We start from the raw sequence: 22,386 nt of genomic DNA, 5'->3' as shown, positions 1-22,386 counted from the left end.
TTTACTCAGCTGGGTTAAATCTATAACCTACTCCTCTTATAGTTTCAATAAATCTCGGATTTTTATCGTCTTCTTCTATCTTCTTTCTAAGATATCTTATATGAACATCTACAGTTCTTGTTTCTCCTATATACTCATAACCCCAAATCTTATCTAATAGAGTTTCCCTTTTGAGTATTCTTCCTTTATTCTTTATTAATATTTGTAAAAGTTCAAATTCTTTTAAAGTTAAATCAACCTTTCTATCATTCACATATACCTCATGACGTTCAAAGTCTACTTTAAGATTTTCTGAATTATAAACATCATCTTCTGCCTCATTAAATGAGCTTGTTCTTCTTAAAACTGCCTTTACTCTTGCAAGTAATTCCCTGACCGAAAATGGTTTTGTTATATAATCGTCAGCTCCAAGTTCTAGCCCAAGTATCTTATCAAGTTCTTCGCCTTTAGCTGTTAACATTATTATTGATGTTTTTTTCATTTCAGAATCTCTCTTTATTTCTTTACAAACATCAAATCCATCCATACCTGGCAGCATTAAATCAAGCAATAACAAGCTCGGCTTCTCAGCCTTAGCTATTTTCACTGCATCAATACCATTATTAGCACTTAAAACCTCATACCCAGCATTAACTAAATTAAAATGTAATAATTCAACTATATGTTCTTCATCATCTACAATCAAAATTTTTTCATTAGCCATATTTCATCTTCCCCCTTAACGTGAAATAATAAAAGAAAACATTCTACCATAGGAACCCTGAGATTTTCTATATGAATGCAATTTAATATCACTACTACAATAAGTACACAAATCTAAACTATTTATATTGCACTCATTTATTCCAGATTTCCTTAGATCGTCTATTATGCACGCTTCAAGATTAAGATTATTTCCATTAAATAGCTCTTTTTCATTTATTGTATCTTTCTTTTCAATAAACTTCTGCTTTAAATCTTCTGAAACTTCATAACAACATTTTCTAATATGCGGTCCTATATAAGCCTTAATATTTCTTACATCAGATCCAAATTCATTTTTCATTTTATCTATTGTCTTCAATGTAATAGACTCGAAGGTACCTCTCCATCCACTGTGTATCGCAGCTTTAACCTCTTTTTCCTCATCTACCAATATAACCGGTACACAATCAGCAGTAAAAACCCCAATAATAACATTTTTTTCATTTGTTATTATTGCATCTCCCTCTTCATCTATAATATCTTTCCCATTACCTTCATATTTTAATATTCTATCACTATGAATTTGCTTTATATATATTATATTATCTGCATTAAATTCTTTTTTTAATGAATTTAATTCTCTAACTCCCTCTTCTGTATTTCTATTAAAACTTCTTCCTTTTTCTGCATTTGTGAATATAATTTCAAATTTTTTACCATTTATTATTGTAAAATCATCTTTAATTTCTAAGTCTTTCAACTCTAATGTATTCACTCTAATCCTCCAATAAATTAATACTTTTTTAATAATGTATATGAAAATAAAAGTCACAAAGCCACCATGAAATCTTCTTATATACAGCTAGATACTTTTTATAAGAATAAAATCCCTGTTCCATTTAATTCATTTTAATTCTTTACTTAATATTAACATTTTATTAGCTGCTTGGCATCTTTATTAACTGAAGTTTAACTTATATATAACATTTTTCATTATAAAAAGGACATTGAAAACTTTTCAACATCCTTAATTATGTGATTATGTTCTAAGATTTTTTATTTCTTCTAGGAAAGTATCTATATCCTTAAATTGTCTATAAACTGACGCGAATCTTACATATGATATTTCATCTAACTCTTTCAATCTAGCCATAACCATTTCCCCTATTTCATTTGATGGGATTTCAGTGAGCATACTATTAGATATTGTTTTTTCTATATCATATGCTATTTCTTCGATTTGCTTTCTAGATATGGGTCTTTTTTGACATGCAATAATTAATCCGTTAATTATTTTTTCTTTGTTGAAATTTTCTCTAGTTAAATCTTTTTTAATTACTAGGATTGGAAAATCCTCTATTTTTTCATATGTAGTATAACGCTTATTACATTTTAAACATTCTCGTCTTCTTCTAATTGTTGTATTGTCATCCGTTGACCTTGAATCAACAACCTTACTTTCTTCAAATCCGCAAAATGGACATTTCATACTTTCATTCACCTCTTTGCTTTCGTATATCAAAACCTATACTTATTATAACTATATTTTTGAAATATGGCTATACATTGTTTGCATTTACTTTTTCTTTATCTTTTGCCTTCACCAATATAACATCTGTTCCTATTTTTACTATATCGCTCCACAAAATCTCTTTTTCATCTTCTTTTGCAAACCATGATTTTATTTCTCCTGGTAATATTAACGCAACTATTTTATTTTCATCGCAGTCTATCTTAAAATCTTTTATAAACCCGATTTTAGTTCCTGTTAATATATCTATAACTTCCATACTTCTCATAGCATTGAGTGAATGTAATTCAAGTTCCATAATTATCCCCCACCATTATAATATTATTAAACTCTCATTCTTATACGTGTTTTCTCATATGCTTTAGTGCTGTTTTTTCTAATCTTGAAACTTGTGCTTGTGAAATTCCAATTTCATCTGCTACTTCCATTTGAGTTCTTCCATTGAAAAATCTTAAATTCAATATAAGCTTCTCTCTATCAGTAAGTTTTTTCATTGCTTCTTTTATTGAAATATTTTCAAGCCAATGTTCATCTGTATTTTTTGCATCACTTATTTGATCCATTACATAAATGGCATCTCCTCCATCATGATAAATTGGCTCAAACAGTGATACAGGATCTTGTATTGCATCTAACGCAAATACAACTTCTTCTCTTGGCAATTCAAGTTCTTTTGCAATTTGCGATATAGTAGGCTCTTTATTATTGTCTTTTATAAATTTTTCTCTCATAATAAGAGCTTTATAAGCTATATCCCTTAAAGATCTACTTACCCTAATAGAATTATTATCTCTTAGGTATCTTCTAATTTCCCCAATTATCATAGGAACTGCATAAGTTGAAAATTTAACATTTTGAGACAAATCAAAATTATCTATTGATTTCATTAAGCCTATGCAGCCTACTTGGAATAAGTCATCGATATTTTCTCCTCTATTATTAAACCGTTGAATAACACTAAGTACTAATCTCAAATTTCCCTTTATAAAAGTTTCTCTTGCGTTCTTATCTCCAGCTTGCATTTGTAAAAAAAGCTGCTTCTTTTCTTTTTCTTTAAGTATAGGGAGTTTTGAAGTATTAACGCCACATATTTCTACTTTGTTAATTATCACAAGTATTCACCCCTTCGAAAGTAATAATCCATTGCATTAAACATTATCTCCGATAGGCAATACTTTTATACTTGAAGACAAGCTAAATCATTCTACTTATTTCTTTTTTCAATCTTTTAATTATTTTTTTCTCTAATCTAGAAATGTAAGATTGTGAGATTCCAAGCATATCCGCGACCTCTTTTTGAGTTTTTTCTCTTGTTCCATTTAAACCAAATCTAAGTCTTACTATTTCTTTTTCTCTATCATTTAAGCTCTTTAATGCCATAACTAATAACTGCTTATCTACTTCATCTTCTATCAAATTATAAACAGTATCGTTTTCAGTTCCTAATATATCTGATAACAGAAGTTCATTTCCATCCCAGTCAATATTAAGAGGTTCATAAAATGATATTTCAGCTTTTATCTTGCTATTTCTCCTTAAATACATAAGTATTTCATTTTCTATACATCTAGACGCATAAGTTGCAAGCTTTATCTTTTTCTCTGGATTAAAAGTATTTACTGCTTTTATTAATCCAATGGTACCAACTGATATTAAATCTTCTACATATACACCTGTGTTTTCAAATTTTCTTGCTATATAAACAACCAATCTTAAATTTCTTTCAATTAAAGTACTTCTTATATTTTCATCTCCACCATTTAATTTATTTACCAAATCTTCTTCTTCATCTTTTGATAATGGTGGTGGTAGAGCATCATTTCCTCCTACATAATATAATTTTTTTCTAAACAACTTGAACTTACATAATAATTTATTAAAAAACAGAACTAACTTTTCCATAAATATCCCCCTTATAGACTATTCCCCTTGATAATAAGGCATTAAATTCGCATTCTTTACTTAATTTTTCTTTACATGGACATATTATTGCATCGACTTCTTCATATAGATGATAATTATTGCTTATTTTTATGTTGTTAACTTTTATACCTTTAAGACTTCCTCCATATCCTATTGAACTGTAAAGCACATGATATGTATTGATACTATTAAAATCCACATCACTTATTAGATTTTCTTCAATTAAAATACATGGAAGATTTGTAATTGGCTCTCTAAGCTCATTTCCAGTATCTAAAAAGCTTTTAATACTATATTGCTTGCCTTCTATATTGAATTCAATCTCAAAAACAAAATTCCTTACAAACAGCTTGTCTCTAATGTATTCCACAAGTCTGCTAAAAATTATATACATAATCATTACTCCTAGCATAATATATTTAATTGAATACTTCTCTATTTTGAATGTAGTTCCTAATAAATATAAATTTTGCTTTAATGAAAATAGAAAACATACTCCACTTAAAGTAAATGTCATCATTAGAAATATAATAAGAATCTTGATCATATTAAGAATATTTGTTTTTCCATACACTATTCTGATCATTATGAACGCAACAATTAATTCAATAGGTAAACAAGATAATATGTTTAACTGTGGAATAACTAAAACCAATGTATAAATTCCACCCAATAAACTGGAGCTTAAGAGCGCAATTACCTTACATTTATGCTTTATGCATTTCATAGTTACTGTTAACAAAAAGAAATTTACTATGCAATTTTCCAAAACCAAGGTATCAACATAAATTTCCATCTCAACGCCTCCAGTCTGTCTGGATTTTATTATATACTTCTTTCTCATAAAAATTTGTCACAATCACATTAAATCTTTTTGTTTTTTTAATTGAACTTTTTACATTTATTTACACTATATTTTTTTGTACTCTTTTTTATATTTAAAACTAACTTAATATGTAAAAATAAATTCTTTTATCTTATATAAATTTGCTAAAAATAAGTGGAATAAATTTTAAGTCATTCTATTCTAAATTTAATTATGTAATTTAAATTTAGAAATAACCAATATATAACGTAGACTTATGCACTAATCAACCGAAAGTAGAAACATTGTTATTTCACATGACTATGAAAATTTCGCTGAAAGTGCTAAATTGCAGGTTGCACCACTAATGCTTGCTCCCAATTTCATTGTGACAAGCATTAGTTGAACCAACCGTTAGCGGAAACTCGACTCACATACGTTCGCTGAGTAAGTGATTCACACCGAATCAAAGATTCGGGTTCACTACTTAAGAGCTTTTAACAGCTCATTTTCAATGCCTGCTGCATAAAAATGTTTCTACTTTCTAGTATGGTATTTATTGAAAAGTGTAAATAGAATTATTAAGTTGTTTATCCATAGATAAATAAACGAATTACAAATTATGTTAATCATAATTTAAAGATAATGTCTTCATTAGTGACAGGTGGCAAGATACAAATGACAAGTTTCTGAGAAAAATACAACATACTAAAAAATAAAAAAAATAGAATGAAAACTTGTATATCAAAGACTAAAAAACTATTTAATAGGTTTTTCAGCTTCTAAAACAAATTTTCATTCTATTTAACTTTATTTCTTAATATTATAAATTCCGTTATTAATGTCTCTTTTGTCTTCTTAAGAAAACAGGTATGTCTAAATCATCTTGTTCATAATTGTTAGAAGTCATTTCTGGTTCTTTTGCATCTACTGCAACTTCTTGCTGTTCTTTTGCGACTTCCTTAACTTGAACTTTTTTAGGTTCTTCTACTATAGACCCTAATGATAATCTGTTATTTTCACTTTCAAATCCAGTTGCTATAACAGTAATTCTAATTTCTTCATTAAGAGTTTCATCTATAACAGCTCCCACGATTATATTAGCATCTGGATCTACAGCCTCACGAACAACATCCGCAGCATCATATACTTCTAATGCTCCAAGGTCTGCTCCTCCAGTGAAGTTTATAATAACATCTGTAGCTCCATCTATTGATGTTTCTAAAAGTGGAGATGAAATTGCTTGTTTAACAGCATCTTGTGTCCTAGTATCACCTTTACCGAAACCAACTCCCATATGAGCTAGTCCTTTATTAAGCATTACTGCTTTTATATCTGCAAAGTCAGCATTAATTACACCTGTTATTGTAATTAAGTCTGAAATAGCTTGAACACCTTGTCTTAAGACTTCATCAGCTAACTTAAACGAATCCAACAGCGTTGTTTTCTTATCAGCCATATTAAGTAGTCTTTCATTAGGGATTATAACTAATGTGTCAACTTTTTCTTTTAATGTTGCTATCCCCATTTCAGCATGTCTCATTCTTCTTTTACCTTCAAAAGGGAAAGGTTTAGTTACTACTCCTACAGTTAAAATCTCCATAGATTTAGCAATTTCCGCTACTATTGGTGCAGCACCTGTTCCTGTTCCGCCGCCCATACCAGCAGTAATAAACACCATATTTGCTCCCTTTATAGAAGCTGTTATTTCTTCTCTGCTTTCTTCTGCTGCTTTCTTTCCTATTTCCGGATTAGCTCCAGCTCCTAGTCCTTTAGTTAGCTTTTCACCTATTTGAATTTTTTGATCTGCATTAGAAAGCATAAGTGCTTGCTTATCTGTATTTATTGCAATAAATTCAACATTTTTTAATCCTTCAACTATCATTCTATTTACGGCATTACTTCCGCCGCCGCCGCAACCAATAACTTTTATATTGGTTAACTCTTGCATATCTGTCTCAAAATCTAACAAAACAATTCCTCCCCTTAAAAAATCTTATCAAAAAAAACTTTAACTTTTTTTAGAATATGATTTTCACCTTCATTATTGTGTAAATGTTCTTTTTCATTAATTACTTTATTATCATTATGTTTATTAGTTAGAATTATATTATCATCCTCTAATAAATTTAATCTATCATATACTTCTTTAGCAATAGCCATAGAAGTTATATTTTCTGAATTTTTTATTCCCAGATCATTTTTTCTTATAACTTTAGTTTTTATTTTGAAAATTTTACGAACGATTTCATCTATATCTTCAAAATAATTAACTCCATCTCCATATAGAATTATACTACAAATTCTATCATAATGACCAGTATTTTTTAATTTTATATTGATATGGCTTAATATTTCTTCAATTCTAGCATTTACCACTTCATAGAATAATTTCCTGGAAACTTTAGTAGTTCCTACCTCAATTTCCTCTTCAAGCGAATTATCTAGATATAAAGCTTTATAATTACTAGAGTAAATCTTTTTCATATTATCTGCTTTTAAAAACGAAAACTTTCCACAAATTGCTAAATCCTTAGTTATATTTCTTCCACCTATTGGAATAGAATTTATACTTTTAGGAATTCCATCCGTAAATAATGCTATATCAGTAGTCCCAGCTCCAATGTCCGCAATCACTATACTTTCCATAGAATTTTTTTCATTCAAGAACACTTGCTTTCCTACTAATATATTCAATTTTATAGACCCAATATTATACTCTGTTTTTCTAAAAAGTTCATAATATTTTTCTATTTCACTTTTAGCTGCTATTACTAATGTAAGATTTATTTCAAGTTTACTTCCTTTCCAATTTAATACATCTTTCCGTATTACTTTGTTATCTAATATATAAAAATTGATAAGCACATCTACTATACTTTCATCGTCACTTAAAATAAAATCTCTTTGTGCATTTTTCAGCGCTTTTCTTATATCCGCACTTGTAACTTTTTCTTGAATATTAACTACAGTTGATACTTCAGTAACTCTTACTTTATTAGAAGAAATTCCAATGGATATTCTTTCACTTTTTACTGTCGTCTTTTTTTCTAAATCCTTTAATAAGCTTACTGCAACATCCCTGCATTTATCAATATCTAATAACAAACCTTTCTCTATACCTGCTGATTTGCATGATTGAACTCCTAAAATTTTAAGTTCGTCTTTCTCTCTAATCGCTACAGTAGCAGATAATTTTTGAGTACCAAAATCTAAGGACGTAATTATCTCTTGTTGCATGATTAAATCTTTCCCTTCTCTGCAGAAAAAAATCTACTAATTGCAATATATTCAACACATTTACTCAAATTCCTTTTTTTATTTATGCAATTATTATTTTTTATTTATTATTTCGTATCCATTTTTCATATTCTTCCCTCGATATAGTATTATTACTTACTAATCTTTTCAAATCCATCTCAATAGTCTGCATTCCAAATTTAGAGCCCATTTGAATAAAGCTGTTAATCTGCTCAAAATTTCCTTCTCTTATAAGATTTTTTATACTAGAGGTACATACCATAATTTCCATTGCAGCAGTTCTACCCTTTCCTGAAGCATTTGGCAATAATACTTGTGAAACAACTCCCCTAAGCAATGATGATAGTTGAATTTTCACTTCATTTTGATGGCCAGATTCAAAAGAATTTATAATTCTATATATACTATTTGCTGCTCCCATATTATGCAAAGTAGAAAAAACCAAATGTCCTGTTTGCGCAGCTCTTAAAGCTATTTCAATTGTCTCAGGGTCTCTCATCTCTCCAAGAAGTATAACATCTGGATCTTGTCTTAATGCTGCTCTAAGTCCCATTGCATAGCTTTTTGTATCTTGTCCAACTTCCCTTTGATTTACCATTGATTTCTTCGTTTCATAGATATATTCTATTGGTTCTTCTAATGTAATTATATGCTTTTCTTTAGTCATATTTATTTCATTTACCATAGCAGCAAGTGTTGTACTTTTTCCTGATCCTGTTGGTCCAGTAACAAGAACCAATCCATCTTGTAATTCAGTGAAATCCTTTAAAGCTGGTGCATCTGATATATCCCTAAGCTTTGGTATCGCTTCCTTTATAACTCTCATACATATAGCATAATTACCTTTGCATTTAAATGCATTAACTCTGAAGTTTCCTAAACCAGGCTTATTATATTTAAAATCTATTTCTCCATTTTCTAAAAACTCTTCATATTTACTTGGCATTAGATCTCTAATATATTCTCCAACAACTTCGTGTGGTACTGCATTTTCATCTGCGATAACCAAATCACCGTCTACTCTTACCATTGGTGGCAATTCTGAAGTTAAGTGAATATCTGATGCGCTAGTTAGATCAATTCTATCTAATAAGTTGTCTATTTTAGCCATAAGTTTTCTCCTCTATCCATAATTTTAAAAAGTATATCTTATAAAAAATAAGGTGCTATATTAAAAATAGCACCCTTGTTTAAAGTATGTCAATATTCTTTATATAAATATAGAATATTTATCCTTCCAACTTCTCTTAACATTACACTAATATGAATGAAAATGGATATTATTAAGTACATATTATATACTAAATAGCAGCGCATCGCTTTATAGTGATAAAGATTTATAATTCTCTATACACTAAATTAATTTTTAGTAAATAACTCTTTTTTTAATTTTTTTAAAGCTTTTTTTTCTATTCTCGATACATACGATCGTGATATTCCTAAATTTACTGCTATTTCTCTTTGTGTTTTGCATTTTCCATCAATTAATCCATATCTCATTATTATAATAGCACTTTCTCTTTTGGTTAATGACTCAATCAACTTTTTATATAGAGCTCTAACTTGTAAATTGCTTTCAACTTTTTCTAAGACGCTATCTTTTTCACTGCTTAGTATATCCATAAGACAAAATTCATTTCCTTCTTTATCGACTCCGATTGGATCTTGGAGATAAACTTCACTTTTTTGCTTTTTACTATTTCTAAACAGCATTAGAATCTCATTTTCTATACATCTAGAAGCATAAGTTGCAAGTCTAGTACCCTTACCTGCATCGAAAGAATCGATTGCTTTTATTAATCCAACAGTACCAATTGAAATTAATTCATCTACATCCTTATTAGGAAACGAATATTTTTTTACTATATGAGCTACTAATCTTAAGTTTCTTTCAATTAAAATACTTTTGGCATTTTTATCTCCTTCTTTAAATTTTTTCAAATACATTTGTTCTTCTGTTTCATCTAAAGGTAGTGGAAATGTATTATTGTTTGTCACATATCCAGTTAAGAATAGTGAATTTAATATTAGGTCTATAAAGCTATTTAATATAAACACCTTTTTCCTCCATAGCAGTGCTTGATATTATAATATGTTGGAGTACCAAAAAAGTTGCTTATACATTTTTATTTTTTATATTTATATTTTACTATATAGGTTCTAAATGATATAATTCACTCTTAATAAAGTTATTTGGTTTGTAGCGACCGATATTCCAATATATGTTCTTATTAATTAATTTTTTCAGAACACTTATATTGCAATTAAATTTCTATATCACAAGCTTAATTTACCACTTAGTTCACTAGAATTCTAAATGTAAATTTATTATCTCACTGTATATAATATAGCAGTGATTAAATTTCACTACTTCGCATTTAAAGTTTTAACTATATCTTTAAATATTGGTGCTGCAGTATCGCCACCACCAAGATCTTCATTATTAGCATCCTTATCCATCTGTATGTCTGGAGTAAATACTACCATAGTATAGTTTTTTCCTCCTGCACTAAAATATCCAGCAAACCATCCATGGGTTTTACCTTCACTACCTGTCGCCGAACCAGTTTTACCACCTATATCAAGATCTGATTCATAGGCTTTTATTCCTGTTCCTTTCAAAACAACCTGCCTCATTTCATTCTTAACTATTTTTGCTGTTGTTTCACTAAATACTCTCTTTTTATCAGTTTTAAACTCTTTTATTAAATTATCATCTTTATCCAAAATACCTTCGACTAAGTATGGTTTTTCATAAACCCCATTATTAGTTATAGAATTTATAGCTCCCAGCATTTGAATTGGAGTTACATTCATGCATTGTCCTATAGATATATTGTTTATTCCGGACTCCTCTTCTGGTTTCACCCCTTGTGCCTCTTTTACGATTCCACTATTTAAATTTAGTACTCTATCGTATAATCCTAATTTCTGTGAGTAATCCATTAATTTATCATAGCCAACTTTTGCTCCTATATCAGCAAACACATCATTAGAAGACTTTTCAAAAGCCTGCTCAACTGATAATTTACCATATACTTTTCTATCTATCTTACCTGCTCCAACAAAAGTATCATTTATATTTATAAGCCCCATATCTAAAGCTGCTCCGAGTGTTATTACTTTGTAAATAGATCCAGGTTCATATCCAATCTGCTGTATACCTAAATTCACATTAGCAGCGCTTTCATCCTTTTGAACCATTGCCCTAATTTTACCTGTATCACTTTCCATTATAGTAACCCCTACATTGCTTAAATATGAATATTCCTCTTTATCCAAAATATCTCTTATTTTATTTTCAATATCACTATCAAGAGTTAATTTTAAATTTTTATTATCATCACTTATACTTACTGATTGTTTCGCATAAACAGCTTTATTATCTAAATAAAATTCACTTTTAGGTTTTTCATTATCTTTTAGATAATCATACATATCACCTTCAAGAGTTCCTGCTTCATGTTCCTCATCTAATATTTTTGATAACATACTGCTGACACTCCACGCTTTTTTAGTATCTACTTCATCAGAAATATAAGTATATATTCCTTTAATATTTTTTAGATTATTAATTTTGTTATATGTATCCTCTGATATGTTAAAATATAATTTCCCACTTTGTTTCATTATATCTGAATAACTAAAATCAGGATTTTCAGATTTCATTATGAAATTAAACGCCATTAAATCCTCAAGTGTTTCTTCATAGTTATTTAAACTGAATGGTCTTGTATCAATGACAAGTACGTATTTTTTGTTATACTTCATTAAATCTTTCCCATTAGTGTCTAAAATCATATAATTCATATTGCTAATATTTTCTTCTTGGTGATTTTGATAAGAACTCACAACTCTTTCAGATGGATATATTTGCAATATTGTTAAACGCGCTGTTAACATAATAATTACAGTCATAAGCATAGCTAGAATCTGAATCAATCTCTTATTTCTATCAAATTTTCCAGTAAAAATGAAAAACACCTCCCTCTCTAGCTTAAATTCTAGCCTTAAATAAGGTGTTTTATTCAAAATATCTGGACTTATATATTTATAGATATCCAGCTCTAAAGCTAAATTTATGTGGTAACTTACCGAAATCATAAATATTTTGTTCCGAAAAGCTATGAAAATATATTTATGATTTCTAGCTAAGATAACCATTTATATGTAGTAAATATAGAAACGTGTTCACATAATAAGTCTAATTAATACTTTAGACATCCATACATATAATCGCCGAAATAAAGATTGTGCTGGTGTTCCGGTCTATCTATTATATATTTCATAGTATGGATCTAGCTTATAATTATTATATTTAACCAAATCAAATACATTTGAAATTTATGATTAACTAGTACCATAAAAATTTCGCTGAAAACGCTAAAAATAGGAGCTTGCAACAACTTTAGCTTGCTCCGAATTATTCATTCGTACAAGTCAAAGTTGAGCAAGCTCCCATTAAATAAACTATTCTTTGTCTTTAACTATTAAATCTTTTTCTTTTAGAGGAATATCTACTCTTACTTTGTATATCATTTTCGCTCTATTTGCCGACTCTATTGGAGTTCCGTTTTCTTCTGTCATATCATGAAGAACAACTTCGAAATTATCTCCTTCTGGTCTTAAAACTTCTACTGTATCACCATTTAACACTTTATTTTTTTGTTCAATGGTTGCTATTTTTGTTTCTTCATCGTATGCTCTTACTATTCCTATTATGTCTGCATGCCTTATATACGCTGAATCTTCGTATACTTGCTCTCCACTCTGGCCATAGTAAAAACCTGTATGATATACTCTGTGACTTACTTTATTTAAATTTTCCATCCACTTTGGATCAAATTTATAATTATCAGGATCTTTCATATATGCATCCACTGCCTGCCTATATGATTTAACTACTGCTGCAACGTAATATAAACTCTTCATTCGTCCTTCGATTTTTAGAGAGTATACTCCAGCCTTTATAACATCGTCTATATGTTCAATCATACATAAGTCTTTTGAATTCATTATGTATGTTCCATTCTCATCTTCAACTACTGGATAAAATTCATTTGGTCTCTTTTCTTCTACCAAATGATATTTAAATCTACATGCTTGCGCACAAGCCCCTCTATTAGCGTCTCTCCCAACCATATAATTAGAAATTAAACATCTTCCTGAGTAACTTATACACATTGAACCATGCACAAATGCTTCGATCTCACATTCCTCTGGTAAGTTATCTCTCATTTCTTTTATCTCAGTTAAGCTAAGCTCTCTAGCCATTACTATTCTCTTAACACCTTGTTCATACCAAAACTTAGCTGCTCTCCAGTTAACATTATTAGCTTGAGTGCTTAAGTGAATCTCTAAATTTGGTGCAACTTCTCTAGCTGCTGAAATTATTGCTGGATCTGATGCTATTATTGCATCAACACCTGTTTCATATAATTCCTTTATATAATCTTCTACTCCGCCTAAATCTGCATTATGAGGGAAAACGTTCATAGTTACATAAACTTTTCGATTTCTATCATGAGCGTATTCCACGCCTTCCTTTAATTGTTCATTAGTAAAATTATCTGCAAATGCTCTTAGATTTAATTTGCTTCCGCCAAGATATACAGCGTCTGCACCAAAATCTATTGCTATTTTAAGTTTATCTAAATTTCCTGCTGGTGCTAAAATTTCTGGTCTTATCATTTTAATTTACCTCCTCTTTGTAACTGCAATTCCATCTCCCATTGGTATAACAGATGTAATTAAGTTTTCATCTTGAGTAACTAATTCCAAATAAGTCCTCATTCTCTTTACTATTGTAATTTTTCTTCTTTTAACTAATTCTTGTGATGCCACCATACCTCTAAATAAAACATTATCAGCAACTATTACTCCATCTGGATTAAGTAGTCTCAAACAGTGTGGCAAAAAGTGGTTGTAATGTCCTTTGCCTGCATCCATAAAAATCAAATCAAAAGGCTCATTTAATTTTTCTAAAATCTCTAAACAATCGCCCTCTTCAATTTTGATCTTATGGTCTAAATTAAATTTCTTTAAATTAATGTTTGCAAGTTCAATCATTTTTTCATCACGTTCTATTGTAACAATTTCTGGTTCTGTCCCCGCAGCTTGATACATTAGTATTGATGAAAACCCTATTGCTGTTCCAAGTTCTAATATTCTTTTTGGTTTCTTCATACTAGTCATGAATTCAAGAAATACACCTGTTTCTTTTTGAACAATAGGCACCCCATTTGCTCTTGCAAAAGCTTCTATTTCCTTTAATGTCCCTTCTCTCTCAGGAATTAAACTTCTAATATATTCTTCCATATAGTCATATGTGATTTCGCTCATGAATTTCCTCCATAAATCTGTATTATAGATAAACCAACTAAGACCTGAACTTATGCATATAGCTCGCCGAAATAAGGATTATGCTGTTGTTCCAGTTTCTAAGGAATTATGATGGATGATCCCAAGATTACAAGTTGCACCCAAGATGCTAGCATCAAAGGCAAGCTTTGAACTAGCATACTTGAAACAACTTATAATCTAGGAATCAGAGCCATCAAATTCCTAATGAAACATTCCACAAAAGCATAATTCTTATTTCTAGTTGAGATATATTTCATAGTATAAATCTAACTTATAATTGGTTTATCTATATATGTAGATAAGCAATTTAAGAATTTTACTTATGCATTTGATTAGTTCTTCAATTTACTTGAGTTAGACTGGGTATATGTCAAGTTCTTGTTTTGGAAATCTATACATATCCAAAATCAAGTCTCTATATTATACTTTAGAACTTAAATTATCAATTCACAACTATCGATTGTGCATCATTGTGAATTGTGCATTGTACTTAGTATCCCAACTCTTTTTTCTTATTTAAAAAATCTTCATAGTTATTAGTAAAATAATGTGATCCATCATCTTTCATAATATAATATAAATAATCTGTCTTTTCAGGAAGCAATGCTGCCTTAATGCAGTCTAAACCTGGATTTGCTATAGGACCAACTGGCAGGCCTTTATACTTATACACATTATATGGAGAATCTACTTCTAGATGCTTGTTTAATACTACATCAACATGATATCCTAATGCATAAATTACGGCTGCGTCTATTTGAAGTTTCATATCTTTCTCTAATCTGTTGTAAATAACTGATGATATTAATGGCCTATCACCAGGCACTCTTGCTTCTCTTTCTATCATGGAAGCTATAGTAACTATTTTTTCAACATCTTCATCACTTATTTCAACTTTAGTCTCATCTTCTGCCTGCTTCAGCACATCTTCAAATCTATCTAGCATAGATTTAATTACATCATTTGCATTTGACCCTTTTTCTATTAAATATGTATCAGGATACAAATATCCTTCCAAATTATATCTCTTCTTATTATTATTTTTCACGAAACTAGGCAATTTATAATCTTTAACGTCTTTAATAAATTCGTCTTTAGAACAAATACCTTTATCTTCTACGCTTTTAGCAATATCTTCTATAGAATAACCTTCTGGTATAGTTAATTTAACCAAATCCTTATCCCCATCCTTATTTTCTAAAGATTTTATCAGTTCTTCTAAGGATGAATTTGTATTTATTTCATATATACCTTCTGTTAAATTTACTTTTCTCTTATCTATAGCCTGATTTACTTTAATAAGAAGTTTATTGGTCAATTTATTTTCTTTGTCTAACTTATCCAATATATCATAAAAACCTTCGCCTTGTTTGACTTCAATTATAATTGAGTCTTCAGTCGACTTTAATGGTTTTCTTATGGTACTACTATAAGATATTACAAACGTCAGAGTTATTACAAATAAAAATAATATAATTAACAGTATTAGCTTTCTAAAAGATTTATATTTATTCATAAACTTTTTCTACTTTCTCCTAGATATAATTAAAAGTAAATAGCCAAATAAAGACCATTTACTTTAATTATATTTATTTTATTTAATAGTTAAAGTATTTTCAGCAAATTATTTTTTGTTTCTGCTAATCATTCTTCTTCTTTCAGCACTATCCAATACTCTTTTTCTCATTCTTATATTCTTTGGTGTAACTTCTACCAATTCATCAGCATTTATAAATTCTAAACATTGTTCAAGAGACATTTCAACTGGTGGAGTTAATTTTAATGCATCATCAGCACCTGATGATCTTGTATTAGTAAGTTTCTTCATTTTACATACATTAATTTCAAGATCCTCTGCTCTTGCAGAAACCCCAACAATCATACCACCATATACAGGAACACCAGCACCTATGAATAATTGGCCTCTTTCTTGAGCACTATATAATCCATATGCTATTGAATCTCCTGCTTCAAATGAAACTATTGATCCTCTGCTTCTTCCTGGAATATCACCTTTGTATTTTTCATAAGAATGGAATACGTGATTCATAATTCCATTACCTTTTGTATCAGTCATTAATTCACTTCTAAATCCAATAAGTCCTCTAGCTGGAACTGTGAATTCTAATCTTGTATATCCATTTACTGCAGATGTCATATTAACCATTTCTGCTTTTCTTGGTCCAAGCTTTTCCATAACAGGTCCCATAAATTCTTCTGGAACATCAATTGTTAAGTACTCAATTGGTTCTTCCTTATGGCCATCTACTTCTCTAAATATAACATTTGCCTTTGAAACTTGGAATTCATATCCTTCTCTTCTCATTGTTTCAATAAGAACTGAAAGGTGAAGTTCTCCTCTTCCTGAAACTTCAAAACAATCTGGAGTAAGTTCTTTTACTCTTAAACTTACATTTGTTTCAAGTTCTTTCATTAATCTATCTCTTAAATGTCTTGATGTTACGAATTCACCTTCTTGACCTGCAAATGGTGAATCATTAACCATAAAGTTCATATTTAAAGTAGGTTCATCTATTTCAAGGAATGGTAATGCTTCTGGCGATGATGAATCTGCTATAGTATCACCTATATTAGCATCAATAACACCACTTACTGCAACTATATCTCCCATTGAAGCTTCTTCTGCTTCTTCTCTCTTTAATCCTTTGTATGTGAATATACTAGTTATTTTGTAATTAGCGCTTGATCCATCATTCTTCAATAAAGCAACTGTTTGATTTCTCTTTACTGTACCTCGATGTATCTTACCAATTGCAATTTTCCCAACAAATGCATTTGTATCTAGTGTACTAACAAGCATTTGAAGTGGTTCATCCATATATCCTTCTGGTGGTGCAACATATTTTAATATTGTATCAAATATAGGAGTCATATCATTATTTTGATCATCTACATTATATTTTGCAAAGCCTTCTCTAGCTGATGCATAAATAATTTGGAAATCTAATTGTTCATCATTAGCTCCAAGTTCTACGAATAGATCAAATACTTCATCAATAACGTCTGTTGGTCTAGCATTTGGTTTATCTATTTTGTTAATTATAACTATTGGCTTTAAACCTAATTCTAATGATTTCTTTAAAACGAATTTAGTTTGTGGCATTGGTCCTTCATAAGAGTCAACAACAAGCAAAACTGAATCAACCATCTTAAGTACACGTTCAACTTCTCCACCGAAATCAGCATGCCCTGGTGTATCTACTATATTTATTTTTATATCATTATAAATTACTGCAGTATTCTTTGAAAGAATTGTAATTCCTCTTTCTTTTTCTAAGTCATTAGAATCCATTACTCTTTCTTCTACTTTTTCATTAGCTCTAAATGTATGGCTTTGTTTTAACAAAGCATCTACTAAAGTTGTCTTACCGTGGTCAACGTGGGCAATTATAGCAATATTTCTTATATCTTCTCTTTTAATTAATTCCATTATTATTCCTCCAAACAGCAAGCAAGCTGCGAATTTTTCTTTTATAGTTTCTCTTTAGTTTGTATATAAATTAGTTAAAATTTAAGTATACACTGTAAATAACTTCATACTGTTAACATATTATTACTATTATTATAAATAAATTGCGATTAAAATTATTCACATATAAATGTAAACCTATAACTGTTTTTCTCCAAAAGAAAATTGGATACTTAAAGTATCCAATTCCTACACAACTATTATAAATTCTACTCTTTTCATCAAAAAAAGTCAACCCTATTCCAAAGAATATATATTTAACAATTTAATATTTAGTTAATTCATAATTTAATTATCAATAACAAAATATATTCTTTGCAGTTTTAGAATCACTATTTTCCTTCATACTTCCAAAAACTTCTAAAACTCCATAATTATTGGCAATATCATAGGTTTCCTCTTAGTCTTTTCGTAAAGATACTCTCTAAGTTGATCCCTCATCTTAGATTTTAATGTAGCCCAGTCAGTAATCTGTTTTTCTTCACAAGTCTTTAATACAGATTTAACAATTTCTCTTGCTTCATCCATAAGACCTTCAGATTCTCTAACATAGACGAATCCCCTTGAAATTATATCTGGACCGGATACAACCCTTCCAGTTTGTTTCTCTATTGTAACTACTATTGTTAATATACCATCTTGTGAAAGATGTTTTCTATCTCTTAAGACAATATTTCCGACATCTCCAACACCGAGACCATCAACAAACACTTGCCCTGAAACAACAGTACCATTCTTTTTAATATAATTTCTTGCTACTTCGATAACATCACCATTCTCAGGTATTAATAAATTCTTTTCTGAAAGTCCAACTTCCATAGCTAATTCACCATGCTTCTTTAAATGTCTATATTCACCATGAACTGGCACAAAGAATTTTGGTTTAACTAAAGCCTGCATTAGTTTAAGTTCTTCTTGACATGCATGACCTGAAACGTGAATCTTTTCCTGAGAATCATATATAACTTGAGCACCCTTTTTAAATAGTTGATTTATAACTTTTGAAACAAATTTTTCATTACCTGGTATAGGTGTTGCTGAAATAATTACTGTATCGCCTGGAATTACATTAATTTTTCTATGCTCCGATGCTGCCATTCTTGCAAGAGCAGACATTGGTTCCCCCTGGCTTCCAGTTGTTATTACAACAATTTTTTCGTTTGGATATTTTGAAATTTGATCCACTGGAACAAGTACATCTTTTCCAACTGTGAGATATCCAAGTTCTATTGCAACTTGAACAATATTCTCCATACTTCTTCCTGAAACTGCTACCTTCTTTTCATAAGCTTCAGCAGCTGTAATTATTTGCTGAATTCTGTGAACATTAGATGCAAATGTTGCAACTATTAACCTGCCCTTAGCCTTACTAAAAAGTCTTAGGAAAGTTTCGCCAACAACCTTTTCTGTCATAGTATATCCTGGTCTTTCAACATTTGTTGAATCCGCCATTAATACTAAAACTCCCTTTCTTCCAAGTTCAGCTAATCTTCCAAAATCCATCATTTCTCCATCAATTGGTGTGTAATCAATCTTAAAATCTCCTGTATGAAGTACTACCCCAAGTGGTGTATGAACTGCAATTGCAACTGAATCTGCAATTGAGTGATTAGTCTTTATAAATTCAACTGAAACACTATCAAGTTTAATTATATCCTTTGGCTTTACTCTTACTAACTCTGTTGAAGCTAACAAACCGTGTTCCTTTAGTTTTGTTTCAACTATTCCAAGAGTAAGCTTAGTGCCATAAACAGGAACATTTAGTTGTCTAAGTACATACGGCAACGCTCCTATATGGTCTTCATGTCCGTGAGTTAAAAATATCCCCTTGATTTTCTCTGAATTTTTGATTAGATATGAAACATCTGGTATTACAATATCTATTCCAAACATATCATCATCCGGAAATTTTAGTCCACAGTCTATAATAATAATATCTTCTTTATATTCTATAGCTGTTATATTTTTTCCGATTTCGTTTATACCACCAAGAGGAATTATCTTTATCTTCGCTCTTTCATTTTTCATACTTCCCCTCCTTCTTCTTAATATTATATTTATAAACAAAGGTTCTTTCTTTAGCATTAAAAAATAACAAGTCCTATGTGACAATATATTTCACATTAATATAGGCGACCTTAATCTACATTCCAATCTATAAGCCTACATTGCTTTATTTAGCATATAAGGTTTAGCCATATTAATTCACTTTAAATACATATACCTTAATAAGAATTACCATTTGATACCACGCCTTTTTAAGCATGGCACCGAATGCATTTTCTTAGTAAATATATAAACCGTAAAATACATATCCTTACTTCATTCACGGCAAAATATCTGGCACACTTTTGACTTTATTTTATTTTTAATTTTCTATTAAAAGTCCTTTTATTCATCACTTAGCTTCTTTTGGCATTCATCACATACGCCAAAAAATTTTAAACTATGGTCTAAAATCTTAAACTTATATTGCTTTTCAATTCCAGATTCTAAATCCTCTAATAAATCATCCTGAACTTCCAAAACCTTATGACAGATATTACAAATAAGATGATGATGTCTGTGCGTTTCATTTGAATGCACTATTTCATATCTACTACATCCATCATTTAGATCTAATCTTGATATTACTCCTAATTCTTCTAACAAAAGAATAGTTCTATATACTGTTGCTAATCCAATTTCCGGACAACTTTTTTTTACACTATCATATATTTCTTCCGCTGTTAAATGTTGACCTTCATTTTCAATAATAGTATCAACAATTGATCTTCTTTGTGGTGTTAATTTATAACCCTTTTTTTTCAAGTCTTCCTTCAAGGCATTCATATCAATTAAATTTGATGCATCCATACATGACACCTCACTTTTCATATTAAATGAATTGATTTTTCTCTAAATAAACATTAAAAAAAATATCATATTACTAGATTGTATACTATTCCTCAATTAAACCATCTTCATTCATAAGAGTTTCATAAGTTTCTAATACCATTTCGAATTCTTCATCGTCATCTTCTAAAGCTATAAATATATCGCTTCCATCCTCATCTTTGAATATCTTAAAAGCATAAGCTTCATCAGTTTCTTCAAATGCAGGAGTTGCAATAATATATTGGCCTTTTAATTTTTCTATTTCAAAGTATATAACAACCTCAAACTTAACGTCATTTCCTTCTTGATCAGGTATATATACATATTTTGCTTCCTTATCCATAAATGTATCCCTTCTGTATTTTATTTTTATTTATGTTGCAATTCACAATGCACATTTCACAATCCCGATTAAAATTCTTGCGATATTTTTAGAATTATGATAAGGATTATTTTTGCAATATATATTTATTAATAAAAGCATATTGTATAAGAAATTAATCTTATACATATACTCCTCAAAATTTCCTATTCCATCAGATATTTATTTTCTTGAAATCATATCTAAATATCCTTGAAGTATGTAAGTTGATGCAACTTTATCTACTATCTTCTTCCTCTTATTCCTTGACAAATCAGCTTCAAGCATTGCTTTATGTGCTGCAACAGTAGTTAAACGTTCATCCCAGAATTTCACTTCTACATTAAGTTCTTCTTCTATAACCTTTCCAAAAGCCATCGCAATCTCTCCAGATGGTCCTATTGTTCCGTTCATATTCTTGGGTAATCCAATTACAATAACCTTTGCATCATATTCATCACAAAACTTTTTTATTTCCGCTATATCTTTTTCTTTATTAGTTCTTCTAACTGTAGTCAGGCCTTGAGCAGTGAATCCTAGCGGATCACTTACTGCCACTCCAATAGTCTTTGAACCCAAATCTAATCCAAGTATCCTCAAATTACAGCACCTCTCACAACATATAAGCAGCAAATATCAAGAAAATCTCGATATCACGCTTTCTTTCATATACTAAAATTAAAAGTGCCCGTTATAAACGGGCACTCTCTACTTTATCTCTAAATAAGATTTTATAACTTCTTCTAGTATGTCATCTCTCTCGAGTTTTCTTACTAAAGCTCTTGCTCCGTTGTAATTAGTGATGTAAGTAGGGTCTCCTGAAATCAAATATCCAACTAATTGATTTATAGGATTATATCCTTTTTCCTGTAATGAATTATAAACCTCTGTTAATATTGTTTTTGTAAGAGCTTCTTTATTCTTACTTAAATCAAATTGCATTGTATGTTCAATATTATTACTCATAAAATTGCTACTTAAAGCAACTCACCCCCTTAATCATTTTATAAGGAAACGATATCCATATTTATTATTAACTTTATTTTTTAAATTTATTCACTAACTATAATTAGATTATAACCTATTTTTTA

21 protein-coding genes are annotated in these 22,386 nt (G+C 29.6%); all 21 read right to left on the bottom strand.

Features of this window, described 5'->3' with window-relative positions; genetic code table 11:
* Position 1: 1 nt before the first annotated feature.
* Positions 2-703 (bottom strand): winged helix-turn-helix domain-containing protein, encoded by a 702-nt coding sequence (locus F3K33_RS06080; protein ID WP_011968465.1) that lies wholly within the window; start codon positions 701-703, stop codon positions 2-4.
* Positions 704-718: 15 nt separating this feature from the next.
* The gene (gene pgeF, locus F3K33_RS06075; RefSeq protein WP_039772314.1) at positions 719-1,459 is read right to left on the bottom strand and encodes a peptidoglycan editing factor PgeF; all 741 of its coding nucleotides are present in this window, start codon (positions 1,457-1,459) and stop codon (positions 719-721) included.
* A 264-nt stretch (positions 1,460-1,723) separates the two neighbouring features.
* The gene (gene nrdR / locus F3K33_RS06070; protein ID WP_011968463.1) at positions 1,724-2,173 is read right to left on the bottom strand and encodes a transcriptional regulator NrdR; all 450 of its coding nucleotides are present in this window, start codon (positions 2,171-2,173) and stop codon (positions 1,724-1,726) included.
* Between the two features lie 70 nt (positions 2,174-2,243).
* The gene (locus tag F3K33_RS06065; protein WP_011968462.1) at positions 2,244-2,513 is read right to left on the bottom strand and encodes a YlmC/YmxH family sporulation protein; all 270 of its coding nucleotides are present in this window, start codon (positions 2,511-2,513) and stop codon (positions 2,244-2,246) included.
* 40 nt (positions 2,514-2,553) lie between these two features.
* Positions 2,554-3,327, bottom strand: coding sequence for an RNA polymerase sporulation sigma factor SigG (gene sigG / locus F3K33_RS06060; RefSeq protein ID WP_011968461.1), 774 nt, complete (start codon positions 3,325-3,327; stop codon positions 2,554-2,556).
* Positions 3,328-3,409: 82 nt separating this feature from the next.
* The gene (gene sigE / locus F3K33_RS06055; protein ID WP_011968460.1) at positions 3,410-4,117 is read right to left on the bottom strand and encodes an RNA polymerase sporulation sigma factor SigE; all 708 of its coding nucleotides are present in this window, start codon (positions 4,115-4,117) and stop codon (positions 3,410-3,412) included.
* Complete coding sequence (locus F3K33_RS06050; protein WP_039772317.1) at positions 4,092-4,934, bottom strand: sigma-E processing peptidase SpoIIGA; 843 nt, start codon at positions 4,932-4,934, stop codon at positions 4,092-4,094. The genes sigE and F3K33_RS06050 overlap by 26 nt, the downstream gene beginning before the upstream one ends.
* Positions 4,935-5,781: 847 nt before the next feature.
* Positions 5,782-6,915 (bottom strand): cell division protein FtsZ, encoded by a 1,134-nt coding sequence (gene ftsZ / locus F3K33_RS06045; protein ID WP_039772319.1) that lies wholly within the window; start codon positions 6,913-6,915, stop codon positions 5,782-5,784.
* Between the two features lie 14 nt (positions 6,916-6,929).
* Positions 6,930-8,183: a cell division protein FtsA gene (gene ftsA, locus F3K33_RS06040; protein ID WP_017210786.1), complete on the bottom strand. Its 1,254-nt coding sequence runs from the start codon at positions 8,181-8,183 to the stop codon at positions 6,930-6,932.
* 100 nt (positions 8,184-8,283) lie between these two features.
* On the bottom strand, positions 8,284-9,315 hold the full coding sequence (locus F3K33_RS06035; protein WP_017210787.1) for a type IV pilus twitching motility protein PilT: 1,032 nt from the start codon (positions 9,313-9,315) through the stop codon (positions 8,284-8,286).
* A gap of 248 nt (positions 9,316-9,563) precedes the next feature.
* On the bottom strand, positions 9,564-10,262 hold the full coding sequence (gene sigK, locus F3K33_RS06030; protein ID WP_011968455.1) for an RNA polymerase sporulation sigma factor SigK: 699 nt from the start codon (positions 10,260-10,262) through the stop codon (positions 9,564-9,566).
* Positions 10,263-10,571: 309 nt separating this feature from the next.
* Positions 10,572-12,188, bottom strand: coding sequence for a penicillin-binding transpeptidase domain-containing protein (locus tag F3K33_RS06025; protein ID WP_039772337.1), 1,617 nt, complete (start codon positions 12,186-12,188; stop codon positions 10,572-10,574).
* Positions 12,189-12,674: 486 nt separating this feature from the next.
* Entirely contained in the window at positions 12,675-13,895 is a 1,221-nt protein-coding gene (locus F3K33_RS06020; protein WP_011968453.1) for a peptidase U32 family protein, read from the bottom strand.
* A gap of 6 nt (positions 13,896-13,901) precedes the next feature.
* Positions 13,902-14,546, bottom strand: coding sequence for an O-methyltransferase (locus tag F3K33_RS06015; RefSeq protein WP_011968452.1), 645 nt, complete (start codon positions 14,544-14,546; stop codon positions 13,902-13,904).
* A 511-nt stretch (positions 14,547-15,057) separates the two neighbouring features.
* Positions 15,058-16,083, bottom strand: a complete 1,026-nt coding sequence (mltG, locus tag F3K33_RS06010) for an endolytic transglycosylase MltG (protein WP_039772321.1) — start codon at positions 16,081-16,083, stop codon at positions 15,058-15,060.
* Between the two features lie 108 nt (positions 16,084-16,191).
* Complete coding sequence (typA, locus tag F3K33_RS06005; RefSeq protein ID WP_039772323.1) at positions 16,192-18,018, bottom strand: translational GTPase TypA; 1,827 nt, start codon at positions 18,016-18,018, stop codon at positions 16,192-16,194.
* A gap of 399 nt (positions 18,019-18,417) precedes the next feature.
* Entirely contained in the window at positions 18,418-20,085 is a 1,668-nt protein-coding gene (locus F3K33_RS06000) for a ribonuclease J (protein ID WP_039772325.1), read from the bottom strand.
* Between the two features lie 363 nt (positions 20,086-20,448).
* On the bottom strand, positions 20,449-20,913 hold the full coding sequence (locus tag F3K33_RS05995) for a Fur family transcriptional regulator (RefSeq protein WP_011968448.1): 465 nt from the start codon (positions 20,911-20,913) through the stop codon (positions 20,449-20,451).
* Positions 20,914-20,998: 85 nt separating this feature from the next.
* A complete protein-coding gene (locus tag F3K33_RS05990) occupies positions 20,999-21,277 on the bottom strand; it encodes a DUF1292 domain-containing protein (protein ID WP_017210790.1) in 279 nt (92 codons plus the stop codon).
* Positions 21,278-21,478: 201 nt separating this feature from the next.
* Positions 21,479-21,895 (bottom strand): Holliday junction resolvase RuvX, encoded by a 417-nt coding sequence (gene ruvX, locus F3K33_RS05985; RefSeq protein ID WP_011968446.1) that lies wholly within the window; start codon positions 21,893-21,895, stop codon positions 21,479-21,481.
* Positions 21,896-22,003: 108 nt separating this feature from the next.
* Entirely contained in the window at positions 22,004-22,261 is a 258-nt protein-coding gene (locus tag F3K33_RS05980; protein ID WP_008424959.1) for an IreB family regulatory phosphoprotein, read from the bottom strand.
* Positions 22,262-22,386: the final 125 nt, after the last annotated feature.

This window comes from Clostridium beijerinckii (assembly GCF_008705175.1).
GTDB classification, from domain to species: domain Bacteria; phylum Bacillota; class Clostridia; order Clostridiales; family Clostridiaceae; genus Clostridium; species Clostridium beijerinckii.
Note: the sequence above shows the minus strand (reverse complement) of the source record. Positions and strands in the feature narration are given on the sequence as shown.